The organism is Streptomyces sp. NPDC093795, from assembly GCF_044764665.1.
In the GTDB taxonomy this organism is placed as follows: Bacteria; Actinomycetota; Actinomycetes; order Streptomycetales; family Streptomycetaceae; genus Streptomyces.
Map to the genome: position 1 here is coordinate 24,635 of NZ_JBIWIO010000001.1, position 13,024 is coordinate 37,658.

The window sequence follows — 13,024 nt, forward strand, 5'->3', positions numbered from 1 at the left end:
TTCTTTTGTTTGTGGGGGGGTTGGGGGGTGGGGGGGGGGGCGCCCCCCCGCCCCCCCCCCCCCCCCCCCGCCCCCCGGCCCGCCCGCCCCCCCCCCCCCCCCCCCGCGCCGCATGTACGCGTAACAGCAGGTGATCAGGCGTTCGGCACCGTCTCGTAGCGCGGGGTGCCCTCTTCCATCTGGCGGAGGGCGTCCTTGCGGTCGCGCTTGGAGAGGCGGTCGATGTACAGGTAGCCGTACAGGTGGTCCGTCTCGTGCTGGAGGCAGCGGGCGAAGTAACCGGTGCCGCGGACCTTGATCGGGTTGCCCTGGGCGTCCTGGCCGTGGACCTCCGCGTAGTCGGGGCGGGCCAGCTCGGCGTAGGCGGTCGGCACGGACAGGCAGCCCTCGTTGGACTCGTCCAGGACGCGCTGATCGGCCGACAGCTCCGTCAGGACCGGGTTGACGACGACGCCCGTGTGGCGGACGCCCTCGTCGTCGGGGCAGTCGTAGACGAAGACCTTGAGGTCCACACCGATCTGGTTGGCGGCCAGGCCCACGCCCTCGGCGGCCTTCTGGCTGGCGAACATGTCGTCGATGAGCGCCGCGAGCTCGTCGTCGAACTCGGTGACGTCCTTGCACTCCTTGTGGAGGACCGGGTTGCCGACCACCGTGATCGGGCGGGCGGTGCCGCGCTCGCGGTGGGCGAGCTCGCGCGCCTCGCAGTCCTCCGTGTCCACGACGAAACCGTCGTTGGTCTGCGTCTGCTCGTCCGTCTCCTGCTGCGCCATGTCCGGCCGCGCCCTTCTGAAAACCCGATTCCGTCGGAGGACAGCCTACGGGCCCACGAGGGAAGACTCAGCAGACCTCTTCGAGATCCCGCCACTCGCGGCTGTCCGGGCTGTCCGCCACCCAGCCGTCCAGGAGCCCGCGCACCAGGCCCGCGGGCGCCGCGAGGCCGCACTCCCGCTCCGGGACCCACAGCTCGCCGGGCGAGCGGTGGCCGAGCGGCCCGGGATGCCCCGGCTCGCTGTGGTCGTGCGGGTCGGAGTGCTCGCCCTCGCCCTCGGCGCTCGGCATGGTCGACTCGGAGCAGGCACGGCAGAGCAGCCGCACGGAGGACGACCAGTCCTCGGCGGCGAATCCGGCCTCCGCGGCGAGCTGTTCCAGGGCGTCCCGGTCGGCCTCGGTGGCCGCCTCCAGGAGGACCACCCAGGTGGGGACGGGTGAGGGGGCCCACAGCTCGATCTCGTCGAAGACCGGGTAGGAGGGTCCGGCGGTGGTGGTCCGCTCGCCGTTCGGCACGCCGTCGTGGAGGACGACCTCGCCCCAGCGGCGGCCCGAGGACGGCAGCGGGATGGAGAGGACCTCGATCCGGGCCGGGTCGAGCCGGCGGCCCCAGACGACCTCGGCCTCGCCCTCGGGCGAGAGGCGGACGGCGGCGCTGCCCAGCTCCATCCCGGCGGGCTCGCCGGTGCCGGAGGCGGCGCCGGGGACCTTGAGGCCGTACGCCTGCCAGGCGCGGCGGGCCAGCGGCCAGTCCTGGAGCGCGGTGGCGGCGATCCCGACGTTCCACCAGTCGGGGGCGCCGCTCTCCTTGTCGAGCAGCGCGACCGCGCGGAGCCCGGCGGCCCGGGCCTGCTCCCAGTCGTGCCGGAACTTGTGCAGCAGTGCCAGGTTGAACCAGGACTCGGAGAGCCAGGGTTCCAGATCCGCCGCACGCGTCAGCAGCGCGCCCGCGTCCTCGTACCGTCCGTCGCCGATCAGCGTGAACGCGCGGTCGGTGGCCTGCCGCCACGAGGCGGAGGGCCGATGCCGTACCTTCCCGAAGATCTTCACGATTCCCGCCTGCCGGTCGCTTCACCCTCTTGTTCGCATCCAACCATGCCCGGTCGGACGCGCGCTCATTACCCATGGGTTACCCCGTGACGACGGAGGTCATCCCCGCGGCTCCGCCCCGTGCCAGGACCCTGGCCAGGCATTCGACGACATCCGGGTGATAGTCGCGGGCGGTGCCGAGCCGGAGCCGCTCCAGGGCGTCGAGGGCGGCGCCCGCGCTCTCGCCGCCCGCGAGGTCGTCGTAGGCGTTCACGGCGCGGACGATCCGGGCGGGCAGCGGCTGCTCGCGGTACGGATCGGCCTGCCGTTCCACGATCACGGCGACGGCCGCCGGGACGCCGGTCCTGCGGACGACCTCGCCGCCCAGGAGGGCGATCCGACGCTGCTCCTCGGCCGGGAGGAGTGCGGTGGCGCCGCCGTCGACGGGGTCGACGAGGGAGAGCTGCCCGATGTCGTGCATGAGCGCCGCCTGCTCCAGGACGGTCAGCTCGGCCCCGGAGAGGCCGAGCTCCCGGCCGACGGCCGTGCTGAGGGCGGCGACCCGGCGGGTGTGGCCGGGCGGGGTGAAGCCGGCGATCTCGGTGGCGCGGGCGAGGGAGGCGATGGTCTGCCGGTTGACGGTGCGGACGGCCGCGTACCGCCGGAAGGAGACCTGGGTGAGGAGCAGCGGCACGGCGAGCACGGGCAGTGCCCAGAGCCCGGCGGCGGCCACGCCGAGGGCCATGACGGCGCCGGTGGCGCAGACGGCGGAGCCGATGCCGAGGAGGGCGCGGAGTTCGTCGCGGAGGAGGGGGCCGTACGGGAATCCGGTGCGGGCGCGGAGCAGGAGCGCGGCGAGGACCGCGTCGCAGAGGGCGGTGAGGACGAGGAGGAGGAGCAGGAAGAGGGCGTACGGCGGGCCCTGGCCGAGGTGCTCGACGACGAGCCCGGAGTTGTAGAGGGGCTGGAAGCAGAGCGCGGCGAAGGCGACGGTGAGGACGCGGCGGGCATGGTGGTCGGGGCCTGGGCCCCGGCCCCGGGCGAGGTGGGGGACGATTCCGGCGAGTCCCGCGGCGACGACGACGGCGACGATCTGGAGGACGCCGTGGGTGGTGGCGGTGCCGGCGCTCGCCCCGAGGAGGGCGTAGGCGAGGGCTCCGGCGGCGGCGAGGGGCGCCGGTTCGCGTTCGCCGGGGGCGGCGCCCCAGCGGGTGAGCTCGCCGAGGACGACGAGGGTGCCGAAGGCGAGGGCGTTGCCGGGTTCGGCGACTCCGTACCAGAGGGTGGAGGCGAAGCCGGCGAGGCTCAGCAGCAGGGCGGCGCCGTGGACGGCGCCGGCGGTGACGGCTCCGGGCCTCACGCGCGCTCCTTCGACCAGGCGGGCCGTGTGGCGTCCGCCTCGCGGGGCGGCGGCAGCGGGTCGGGCCGTGGGGGTGTCTCGTCGGCGGTGGCGGCGGACTGCCAGCCGTGCCGGTCAAGGGCGCGGACGAGCGCGGCGACCATCCGGGGGTCGAAGTGGCGGCCCGCGCACCGCTGGAGTTCGGCGACGGCGGTGGGGACGGGGCGGGCCCGGCTGTAGGAGCGGGTGGAGGTCATGGCGTCGAAGGCGTCGGCGACGGCGACCACCCGGGCGAACTCGGGGATCTCCTCGCCGCGCAGCCCGTACGGGTAGCCGGTGCCGTCCATGCGTTCGTGGTGGTGGAGGATCGCGCCGCGCGCCTCGCCGAGGAAGCCGATGCCCCGGACCATCTCGTGCCCGTACTCCGGGTGCAGTTCGATGACCCGGCGCTCTTCGGGGGTGAGCGGGCCGTCCTTGCGGAGGACGCGGGTGGGGACGCCGAGTTTGCCGACGTCGTGGAGGATGCCGGCGAACCGTACGACGTCGAGCCGGTCCTCGGCCATGCCGAGCTCACGGGCGATCAGGACGGAGGCGTGGCCGACGCGTTCGCTGTGGCCGCGGGTGTAGCGGTCCTTGATGTCGACGGCCTGGACGAGGGCGCGGATGGTGGCCTGGTGGGCGGCCCGTTCGCGGTGGTACTGGGCGAAGACCCAGCAGGAGATGTACATGGGGAGGAGCACGAAGAGCGCCGAGACGGGCCCGTAGGTGCTGCGCCAGAGGACGGCCATCATCAGTCCGGCGAGGCCGTGCACGGCGTGCGGGGCGAGTGCCCGGCCGAGGAGGCCGCGCCAGGCGGCCCGCGGGGGCAGCCCGTCGGCGGTGGCGCGGATGCCGCCGTCGAGGGCGGTGAGGACGAGGCAGAAGGTGAGCGCGGCGGCGCCGGCGGGGAGCAGGGCGTACGGGAAGTCGGGGGTGTCGGGCCCGTGTCCGAGGGCGTCGGTGCCGCCGAGGGCTCCCGCGGTCCGCGCGGCGGCCCAGACGGCGAGGGCCGTGGCGGCTGCGCGCCAGGCGCGGCGGGGCGCGGCCGGGGGTTCGTCGACGCGCGTGAGGAGGCTTCCGGGCAGGGCGGCGAGTGCGGCGGCGGCGGGTGGCAGGAGCAGGGCGGCGGCGAGGAGGACGGGGAAGAAGGAGCCGGTGCCCATGGGGACGGAGCCGCCGAACGCGCGGCCGAGGAGCGGGCAGCGGGCGGGCAGCTCGCAGAGCGCGTACAGGGCGGCGAGGAGCGCGACCGTGCTCCAGGGGGTGGACGCGCCGGGGTGCAGCGCGGGCAGGGCGCAGGCCCCGGCGCCGAGCAGGGCGCAGCCGATGTACACGCGGGCCGCCCGTGGAATGACCTTCACGCCCATCACGCGGGTCACGCTAGCGAGCGGGGCGGCCGGGGGCGGCACTCCGGCGCTGATTCGCACCATCGGGTGATACAAGCTGACTTACGGCGAAGGCCGCCGCGTTCGTGCCGCGACGGCCTCCGTTCCCTCTGCCGGAGGGGTCCTACTCCTGCGGTGCCGGCGTCGTCGGGAGGACCGCCGTGATCTCCTGCTCGGGCACAGGGTGCCCGGAGCGGATGAGGTCGATCCGGCCCATGACCTTGGACCGCAGGTCGGTGGGGACGTCGTCACTGCCGCAGCAGCGCTTGACGAGCTTCTTCACCGCCTGTTCGAGGCCGTACTTCTCCAGGCACGGGGAGCACTCCTCGAAGTGCACCTCGAACTTGGTGCAGTCGCTGTCGGGCATCTCTTTGTCGAGAAACTCGTAGAGATGATCCAGGACCTCTGAGCAATCCGTCTCGTGCGGCTCTCCGCAGCTCATGAGCCCGAGCCTTTCAGATCGTTCGACGACTCTCCGGCGCCCGCGGGTACCAGCCCGCGGTCGCGGGCGTAGTCCTCGAGCATGCCGCGCAGCTGGCGGCGGCCCCGGTGCAGTCGGGACATCACCGTACCGATGGGTGTCCCCATGATGTCCGCGATCTCCTTGTACGCAAAGCCCTCGACATCCGCGAGATAGACGGCGATGCGGAACTCCTCGGGAATCGCCTGGAGCGCTTCCTTCACGTCGGAGTCCGGGAGGTGGTCGAGCGCCTGCGACTCGGCGGAGCGCAGCCCGGTCGACATGTGCGACTCGGCGCGGGCGAGCTGCCAGTCCTCGATCTCCTCGGCGGCGCTGCGCTGGGGCTCACGCTGCTTCTTGCGGTACGAGTTGATGAAGGTGTTCGTGAGGATGCGGTACAGCCACGCCTTGAGGTTCGTGCCCTCGCGGAACTGGTGGAAGGATCCGTACGCCTTGGCGTACGTCTCCTGCACGAGGTCCTCCGCGTCCGCGGGGTTGCGCGTCATGCGCAGCGCGGCCGAGTACATCTGGTCGAGGTAGCCGAGGGCGTCCCGCTCGAAGCGCGCGTTGCGCTCCTCGGTCGTCTCCTCGGGGCCGTCGTCGGTCCCTGTGTCGGTCCCAGTGACCGGACCCACCTCCTCCAGCGCGGCGGCGAGCCCGAGGGCGGACCCGCTCGTTTCGGAGGATAGACGAGGAACCGCTCCGCCCGCCGCCCGAATCTGGGCGCCCTTGGGGGCGGGCAGGACTGTCCAGTCGAGGTCAGCGGCCTGCGCACGCTCCGGGCAGATGGTCGAACCCATACGACGGACACCTCTTCCATTGCTCTCACACCGACGCTCTCGACAACAGCGGCCCCCCGTTCCACATTCCCGCTACGGGCGGGGTGTTCGGCGCAGGCCGGTGATCCACGCGGCGACCGCGTCCGCGAGCAGCTCCATGGCCTCGTCCTGGCCGAGGGGCGCGCGCTTGGGCAGGGCGAAGCCGTGGTCGCCGTACGGGACCTCGACGAGCTCGTACGGGCCTTCCGGGTACTCCTCCGGCCGTCCGAAGGGGTCGTTGCCGCCCTGGACGACGAGCGTCGGCAGGCCGGTGCCGAGGAGCTCGTCGGCGCGGGACTTCTCGGGCTTCCCCGGGGGGTGCAGCGGGAAGCTCAGCGCGAGGACGGCGAGCGCGCCGAGGTCCCGGCCGGTACGGCAGGCGACGCGGGCGCCGGCGCTGCGGCCGCCGGCGATCACCGGGAGGCCGGGCCGGGCGAGGGCGGGCCAGAGGCCGCGCCAGCCGGTGTCCAGGGTCTTGGGGGCGGGGGCGACCTTCTTGCCGGCGACCCGCCAGGGCTGCTCGACGAGGGCGACGGTCACGCCCTTCGCGGGGAGCGCGGCGGCCAGGGCCCGGAGGTCGCGGGCCTCGATGCCGCCGCCGGCGCCGTGGCCGAGGGCGAGGACGGCCCAGGGCTCCGTCCCCTCGTACCAGGTGACGCGGGCCTCACCGGCGTCGGTGGAAACGGTCTCGTTCTGTGTCACGTCGGTCACGGGATCATCTTGCCGCCCGGCCGTCCCCTTGGCCTGGTCGGACGGTCAGAACAGCGTGCCGACCTCCGGGCCCTCCAGCTCGGTGAGGAGTTCGGGTCCGTTGTTGCGGACGTTGCTGACGGCGGTGGCCACGGGGTAGGCCCGCATGAGTCCCCCGGGCGGCGGGGCGAGCAGGCCGCGCAGTTCCTCCGGGTCGGTGCGCGCCGGGTCGAGCCAGGCGTCCCAGCGGTCCTCGGTGAGCATCAGGGGCATCCGGGGGTGGATGTCGGCGAGCGAGTGCGGGCCATCGGCGGGGGCCACGCCCAGCGGTCCGGTCTCCGCCTCTGTGGTGATCACCGAGCAGGTCACCCACCACGCCGAGGGGTCGCCGTCGGGCAGGGTCCGGTCGCGCCAGAACTCGTAGAGCCCGGCCATGGCGAAGACCGAGCCGTCCGCCGGGGTCACGAAGTACGGCTGCTTCCGGGGCCGCTTCTTCTTCCCCTCGACCTCCAGGTCGCGCTCCCCCGCCGCGGTCACCCACTCGTAGTAGCCGTCGGCGGGCAGGATGCAGCGGCGGGCCGCGAAGGCCCGTTTGAAGGAGGGCTTCTCGTCCACGGTCTCCGCGCGCGCGTTGATCATCCGGGCGGCGCCCTCCGGCGACTTCGACCAGGACGGTACGAGTCCCCATTTCAATGCGCGGAGCTGGCGAACCGGACGCGGCGAATCCGCGTCTTTCACAGGACGCTCCAGAACGGCCCAGACCTCTTTGGTCGGGGCCACGTTCCAGTCGGGGGCCAGGGTCTCCTCCGGCTCCCACTTCTCAATACCGAAGGCGTCGACCAGGTCCTCGGGCCGCCGACTCGCCGCATACCGTCCGCACATACGTGCCAGACTGCCACGATCCCCGACCCCCCGAGGAGCGGCCCGAGACATGGACCTCTTCAGCCCGCAGGACGCGCCGGCCGAGTGGCTGGTGATAGCCACCGGCGTCGCCGCCCTCGCCGTCACCGTGCCCCGCCGCGTCTGGCTCCTGGCCCGCAACGCGATCACCATCGCCCACGAGGGCGGCCACGGCCTCCTCGCCCTCGCCACCGGCCGGCGTCTCGAAGCGATCCGGCTGCACTCGGACACCAGCGGACTGACGGTGAGCCGGGGCCGCCCGACCGGCGTCGGCGTGGTCCTCACCCTGGCCGCCGGCTACCCCGCGGCCCCGCTGCTCGGCCTCGGCGGCGCCGCCCTGCTCGGCACCCACCGGGTCACCCTGCTGCTGTGGGTCGCGACCGCGCTGCTCCTCGCGATGCTCGTGATGGTCCGCAACGCGTACGGGATCCTCACCGTCCTCCTGACGGGCGCCACCTTCCTCCTCGTCTCCTGGCTGACCGGCCCCGACGTCCAGTCGGCCTTCGCCTACGCGGTGGTCTGGTTCCTGCTCCTCGGCGGCGTACGCCCGGCCTTCGAGCTCCAGGCGAAACGGCGCCGGGGCGGCACCGGCGACTCGGACGCGGACCAGCTGGCGCGGCTCACCCATGTGCCCGCCGGGGTGTGGCTGTTCTTCTTCCACGCGGTCTCGATCTGCGCCCTGATCGGCGGCGGGCGCTGGCTCCTGCGCTACTGACTCCCCCGTACAGTGAGTTCCATGACCGCAGCTGCTTCCGCGCACACCGATCCGTCCACCGACCTCTGGCCCGCTCCGTACGCGCGCGGCGCCGTCGACGCGACCGTCACCGTGCCCGGCTCGAAGTCGGTCACCAACCGGGCCCTGGTCCTCGCCGCGCTCGCCTCCGAGCCCGGCTGGCTGCGGCGCCCGCTGCGCTCCCGGGACACCCTCCTGATGGCCGAGGCGCTCCGTACCCTCGGCGTGCGGATCGAGGAGACCGTGTCGTCCAGCTCCTCCGCCGCGGGCGACCCCGACGGCTCGGGCGAGGCCTGGCGGATCATCCCGGCGCAGCTGCACGGGCCCGCGACCGTCGACGTCGGCAACGCCGGTACGGTCATGCGCTTCCTGCCGCCGGTCGCGGCACTCGCCGAAGGCCCGGTGCGCTTCGACGGCGACCCCCGCTCCCACGAGCGCCCGCTGCACGGTGTGATCGACGCGCTGCGCGCGCTCGGGGCCCGTATCGACGACGACGGCCGGGGCGCGCTGCCCCTCACCGTGCACGGCGCCGGTGGCCTCGACGGCGGGACGGTCGAGATCGACGCCTCCTCGTCGTCCCAGTTCGTCAGCGCCCTGCTGCTGTCCGGAGCCCGTTTCAACCAGGGCGTCGAGGTACGGCACGTGGGCACGCGGCTTCCCTCGCTGCCGCACATCCGGATGACGGTCGACATGCTGCGCGCGGTCGGCGCCCAGGTCGACGAACCGGAGCACGGCGGCGCGCCCGACGTGTGGCGGGTGACCCCGTCCGCGCTGCGCGGCCGGGACCTGGTCGTCGAGCCGGACCTGTCGAACGCGCAGCCGTTCCTGGCGGCCGCGCTGGTGACCGGTGGCCGGGTGACGGTCCCGGACTGGCCCGCGCGGACCACCCAGCCCGGTGACGCGCTGCGGGAGATCTTCACCGAGATGGGTGGTTCCTGCGAGCTGACCGAGGCGGGTCTGACGTTCACCGGTACGGGCCGGATCCACGGCATCGACGTGGACCTCGGCGAGGTCGGCGAGCTGACGCCGGGCATCGCGGCGGTCGCGGCCCTCGCGGACTCCCCGTCGACCCTGCGCGGGGTCGCCCATCTGCGACTGCACGAGACGGACCGGCTCGCGGCGCTCACCAAGGAGATCAACGAGCTGGGCGGCGATGTGACCGAGACCGAGGACGGTCTGCACATCCGGCCGCGCCCGCTGCACGGCGGTGTCTTCCACACGTACCACGACCACCGCATGGCGACGGCGGGCGCGATCATCGGCCTCGCGGTCGAGGGCGTGGAGATCGAGGACGTGGCGACGACGGCGAAGACCTTGCCGGACTTCCCGAGGATGTGGACCGAAATGCTCGGGGCCTGAACCATGCGGCGCTACGGCAAGAACACCGACGAGGACGACATCCGCCAGCGGCCCAACCGCAAGGGCACCCGTCCCCGTACGACCATCCGCCCGAAGCACGAGGACGCCGTCGAGGGCATGGTCCTCACCGTCGACCGGGGCCGGCTGACCTGTCTGGTCGACGACCGGTTCGTGACGGCGATGAAGGCGCGCGAACTGGGCCGCAAGGCCGCCGTGGTCGGCGACCGGGTCCAGATCGTCGGCGACCTGTCGGGCGAGCGGGACACGCTGGCCCGGATCGTGCGGATCGGCGAGCGCACCTCGGTGCTGCGCCGAACGGCCGACGACGACGACCCGTACGAGCGGGTGGTCGTCGCCAACGCCGACCAGCTGGCGATCGTCACCGCGCTCGCCGACCCCGAGCCGCGCCCCCGGCTGATCGACCGCTGTCTGGTCGCCGCGTACGACGGCGGTCTCACCCCGCTGCTCGTCCTCACGAAGTCCGACCTGGCGTCGCCGGACACGCTCCTCGACATGTACGGGGCGCTGGGTGTGCCGTACGTGGTGACCACGCGCGACGAGTTCGTGGACGGCGTCGCGGCCGAGCGGGTCCACGAGCACCTCAAGGGGCGGACCACCGCGTTCGTGGGGCACTCCGGCGTCGGCAAGACGACCCTGGTCAACGCCCTGGTCCCGCCGGACAGGCGACGGACGACGGGCGTGGTCAACGCGGTCACCGGCCGTGGCCGGCACACCACGACCTCGGCGCTCGCGCTGCCGCTGGACGACAAGGAGGGCGGCTGGGTCATCGACACCCCGGGCGTGCGCTCCTTCGGCCTGCACCACGTCGATCCGTCCCGGGTGATCCTCGCCTTCCCCGAGCTCGTAGCGGGTACGGAGGGCTGCCCGCGCGCGTGCAGCCACGACGAGCCGGACTGCGCGCTCGACGCGTGGGTGGCGGACGGGCACGCCGATCCGGCGCGCCTGGTCTCACTGCGGCGGCTGCTCGCGACCCGGGAGCGCCGCGAGGGCGACTGAGCCGCCCGCGTTCACGGCCGACCACGGTGGGTATGTGCATAATCGCACCAAGTGCGACGAAGCAGTCACCGACGGCGTGGGAGGCACTTTCGATGGCGTGGCTGCTGGTGGTGGTCGCAGGCATCCTGGAGACCGGATTCGCGGTCTGTCTGAAGCTCTCGCACGGATTCACCCGGCTCTGGCCGACGATCGCCTTCGCGACCTTCGCCCTGGGCAGCTTCGGTCTCCTCACCCTCGCGCTGCGGAAGCTCGACGTGGGCCCCGCGTACGCCGTGTGGACCGGGATCGGCGCGGCCGGGACGGCGATCTACGGCATGGTCTTCCTCGGTGACCTGGTCTCCACGCTCAAGATCGTCTCGATCACGCTCGTGATCCTCGGGGTCATCGGACTCCAACTCTCCGGCTCCTCGCACTGACCGCCCCCGCCCTGCCCCGCCACGCGCGCGTAGGGGACGACGGGCGCCACGACATGGCTGAGGGCGAGCCGGACGGCGAGTTCGCAGCCCGCCGCCCACCGCTCGTCCGCGCAGGCCACGGTCGCCGCGACCAGCTCGCCCGGCGCGGGCGGCCCCTCGTCGGCGCGGCGCTGGGCGGGGACGGCCGCGGGGCGGGCGCCGGACCTGGCGGGCCTCGGCGCCGGCAGCCGCGCGTCCCAGGCGCCGGTGAGCAGGGCCCGGAGCACGGGGCGGGTGGCGGCCCTGGCCACGATCCACTCGGCGACGGCGGCCAGGTTCCGCTCGGGCGGGGCCGGGGCGGCGAGCAGCCGTCGTACACCGTGGAGATAGGCGTCGGCCTCCCGCCGCACCAGGGCGCGGGCGAGCCCCTCCTTGCTGCCGAACTCGTTGTAGAGGGTCTGCCGGGAGACCCGGGCGGCCGCGGCGAGGTCCGCCATGCGCACGGCGGACCAGGGCCGGTGCGCGAGCGCGGCGAGCGCGGCGTCGAGCAGGGCCTCGCGGGCGGTCGCCATCGGCACCTCCGGGAGGGAACGGTTCTCCGCCCAGCGTCGACAGCCGCTCACGCCCTGTCAAGGCCGCCCGTGGACGGTTCTCCGTTCGGTGATCGCGCGGAGATAGAGTGCCGACCATGGCCGACTACCACGATGATCTGCGTCTCGCCCATGTCCTCGCGGATGCCGCCGACGCCGCCACCATGGACCGTTTCCAGGCGCTCGACCTCAAGGTCGAGACGAAGCCGGACATGACTCCGGTGAGCGAGGCCGACAAGGCGGCCGAGGAGCTGATCCGGGGTCAGCTCCAGCGGGCCAGGCCGCGTGACGCGATCCTGGGCGAGGAGTACGGCGTGGAGGGCTCGGGCCCGCGCCGCTGGGTGATCGACCCGATCGACGGGACGAAGAACTACGTGCGCGGGGTGCCGGTCTGGGCGACCCTGATCGCGCTGATGGAGGCCGGGGAGACCGGGTTCCAGCCGGTGGTCGGCGTCGTGTCGGCCCCGGCGCTCGGCCGGCGCTGGTGGGCGGCGAAGGGCCTGGGCGCGTACACCGGGCGCAGTCTGGCCTCGGCGACCCGGATCGGGGTCTCGAAGGTCGCCACCCTGGAGGACGCCTCCTTCGCGTACTCCTCGCTGAGCGGCTGGGAGGAGCACGGCCGGCTCGACGGCTTCCTGGACCTCACGCGCGCGTGCTGGCGGACCCGGGCGTACGGCGACTTCTGGCCGTACATGATGGTCGCGGAGGGTTCCGTGGACATCTGCGCGGAGCCGGAGCTGTCGCTGTGGGACATGGCGGCGGTGGCTGTCGTGGTGCAGGAGGCGGGCGGTACGTACACGGGCCTCGACGGCCGGCACGGACCGCACAGCGGCAACGCCGCGGCGTCGAACGGTCTGCTCCACGGTGAGCTGCTGAGCTACCTCAACCAGGAGAACGCGGAGGGCTGAGCGCCGCCGACACCACCCGGGCGCGCCTCGCGCGCCCCCTTGTCAGACCTCCCGCTCGGTGCCACGCTCACAATCCCCCCACTTGTGAACTTGTGAACCGATTCCCATGGGGCGGTTCACCAAGGAGGTGGCTCCGTCCATGCTCGTTCGCGACGCCATGAGTTCGGTGGTCCTCACCATCGGCCCTGCCCACACCCTCCGCCAGGCGGCCCGGCTGATGTCGGCGCGCCGCGTCGGCGCGGCCGTCGTCCTCGACACCGACGCCGGCGGGCTCGGCATCCTCACCGAGCGCGACATCCTCAACTCCCTCGCCGTCGACCAGGATCCCGACGTGGAGACCGCGGGTTCCCACACCACCCGCGACGTCGTCTTCGCCGCCCCCACCTGGACTCTGTCGGAGGCGGCCGAGGCCATGACCCACGGCGGCTTCCGCCACCTCGTCGTCCTCGACGACCGGGGGCCCGTCGGCATCGTCTCCGTACGCGACATCATCCGCTGCTGGATCCCGGTGCACAGCGTCGCCGGCTGAACCACCCGCCCGGATACGCGAGAGCGGGGCCGGATCCCGTACGGAAATCCGGCCCCGCTCTCCCT

At 73.4% G+C, this 13,024-nt stretch carries 15 protein-coding genes; 6 read left to right on the top strand and 9 right to left on the bottom strand.

What is annotated here, in order from left to right; genetic code table 11:
- Nucleotides 1-134 precede the first annotated feature (134 nt).
- The 8 genes from def to ACIRB7_RS00150 form a co-directional block, all read right to left on the bottom strand.
- Nucleotides 135-770, bottom strand: a complete 636-nt coding sequence (gene def / locus ACIRB7_RS00115) for a peptide deformylase (protein ID WP_403590090.1) — start codon at nucleotides 768-770, stop codon at nucleotides 135-137.
- A 67-nt stretch (nucleotides 771-837) separates the two neighbouring features.
- Nucleotides 838-1,818 carry a hypothetical protein gene (locus ACIRB7_RS00120; protein WP_351218745.1) on the bottom strand — a complete coding sequence of 327 codons (981 nt, stop codon included), beginning with the start codon at nucleotides 1,816-1,818 and terminating at the stop codon, nucleotides 838-840.
- A 79-nt stretch (nucleotides 1,819-1,897) separates the two neighbouring features.
- On the bottom strand, nucleotides 1,898-3,157 hold the full coding sequence (locus tag ACIRB7_RS00125) for an HD-GYP domain-containing protein (RefSeq protein WP_403590094.1): 1,260 nt from the start codon (nucleotides 3,155-3,157) through the stop codon (nucleotides 1,898-1,900).
- Nucleotides 3,154-4,536: an HD-GYP domain-containing protein gene (locus tag ACIRB7_RS00130; protein ID WP_403592412.1), complete on the bottom strand. Its 1,383-nt coding sequence runs from the start codon at nucleotides 4,534-4,536 to the stop codon at nucleotides 3,154-3,156. The genes ACIRB7_RS00125 and ACIRB7_RS00130 overlap by 4 nt, the downstream gene beginning before the upstream one ends.
- Nucleotides 4,537-4,684: 148 nt before the next feature.
- A complete protein-coding gene (gene rsrA, locus ACIRB7_RS00135) occupies nucleotides 4,685-5,002 on the bottom strand; it encodes a mycothiol system anti-sigma-R factor (RefSeq protein ID WP_403590096.1) in 318 nt (105 codons plus the stop codon).
- Entirely contained in the window at nucleotides 4,999-5,655 is a 657-nt protein-coding gene (locus ACIRB7_RS00140) for a sigma-70 family RNA polymerase sigma factor (RefSeq protein ID WP_030207302.1), read from the bottom strand. Before ACIRB7_RS00140 ends, rsrA begins: the two co-directional genes overlap by 4 nt.
- Before the next feature lie 237 nt (nucleotides 5,656-5,892).
- Complete coding sequence (locus ACIRB7_RS00145) at nucleotides 5,893-6,540, bottom strand: alpha/beta family hydrolase (protein ID WP_403592415.1); 648 nt, start codon at nucleotides 6,538-6,540, stop codon at nucleotides 5,893-5,895.
- A gap of 54 nt (nucleotides 6,541-6,594) precedes the next feature.
- The gene (locus tag ACIRB7_RS00150; RefSeq protein WP_403590099.1) at nucleotides 6,595-7,410 is read right to left on the bottom strand and encodes an SOS response-associated peptidase; all 816 of its coding nucleotides are present in this window, start codon (nucleotides 7,408-7,410) and stop codon (nucleotides 6,595-6,597) included.
- A gap of 49 nt (nucleotides 7,411-7,459) precedes the next feature.
- Between ACIRB7_RS00150 and ACIRB7_RS00155 the strand changes: the two genes are divergently transcribed.
- The 4 genes from ACIRB7_RS00155 (at nucleotide 7,460) to ACIRB7_RS00170 (ending at nucleotide 10,953) form a co-directional block, all read left to right on the top strand.
- Nucleotides 7,460-8,143: a M50 family metallopeptidase gene (locus tag ACIRB7_RS00155; RefSeq protein WP_351218735.1), complete on the top strand. Its 684-nt coding sequence runs from the start codon at nucleotides 7,460-7,462 to the stop codon at nucleotides 8,141-8,143.
- 21 nt (nucleotides 8,144-8,164) lie between these two features.
- The gene (gene aroA, locus ACIRB7_RS00160) at nucleotides 8,165-9,520 is read left to right on the top strand and encodes a 3-phosphoshikimate 1-carboxyvinyltransferase (protein WP_403590103.1); all 1,356 of its coding nucleotides are present in this window, start codon (nucleotides 8,165-8,167) and stop codon (nucleotides 9,518-9,520) included.
- Nucleotides 9,521-9,523: 3 nt separating this feature from the next.
- A complete protein-coding gene (gene rsgA, locus ACIRB7_RS00165; protein WP_403590105.1) occupies nucleotides 9,524-10,537 on the top strand; it encodes a ribosome small subunit-dependent GTPase A in 1,014 nt (337 codons plus the stop codon).
- A 92-nt stretch (nucleotides 10,538-10,629) separates the two neighbouring features.
- Nucleotides 10,630-10,953, top strand: coding sequence for a multidrug efflux SMR transporter (locus ACIRB7_RS00170; protein WP_360786015.1), 324 nt, complete (start codon nucleotides 10,630-10,632; stop codon nucleotides 10,951-10,953).
- On the opposite strand, the gene ACIRB7_RS00175 is transcribed toward ACIRB7_RS00170, so the two are convergent.
- Complete coding sequence (locus ACIRB7_RS00175; RefSeq protein ID WP_403590109.1) at nucleotides 10,845-11,504, bottom strand: TetR/AcrR family transcriptional regulator; 660 nt, start codon at nucleotides 11,502-11,504, stop codon at nucleotides 10,845-10,847. The genes ACIRB7_RS00170 and ACIRB7_RS00175 overlap by 109 nt on opposite strands.
- A 116-nt stretch (nucleotides 11,505-11,620) precedes the next feature.
- Between ACIRB7_RS00175 and hisN the strand changes: the two genes are divergently transcribed.
- A complete protein-coding gene (gene hisN / locus ACIRB7_RS00180) occupies nucleotides 11,621-12,430 on the top strand; it encodes a histidinol-phosphatase (protein WP_351218725.1) in 810 nt (269 codons plus the stop codon).
- Nucleotides 12,431-12,569: 139 nt separating this feature from the next.
- The gene (locus ACIRB7_RS00185) at nucleotides 12,570-12,959 is read left to right on the top strand and encodes a cyclic nucleotide-binding/CBS domain-containing protein (protein WP_403590112.1); all 390 of its coding nucleotides are present in this window, start codon (nucleotides 12,570-12,572) and stop codon (nucleotides 12,957-12,959) included.
- Nucleotides 12,960-13,024: the final 65 nt, after the last annotated feature.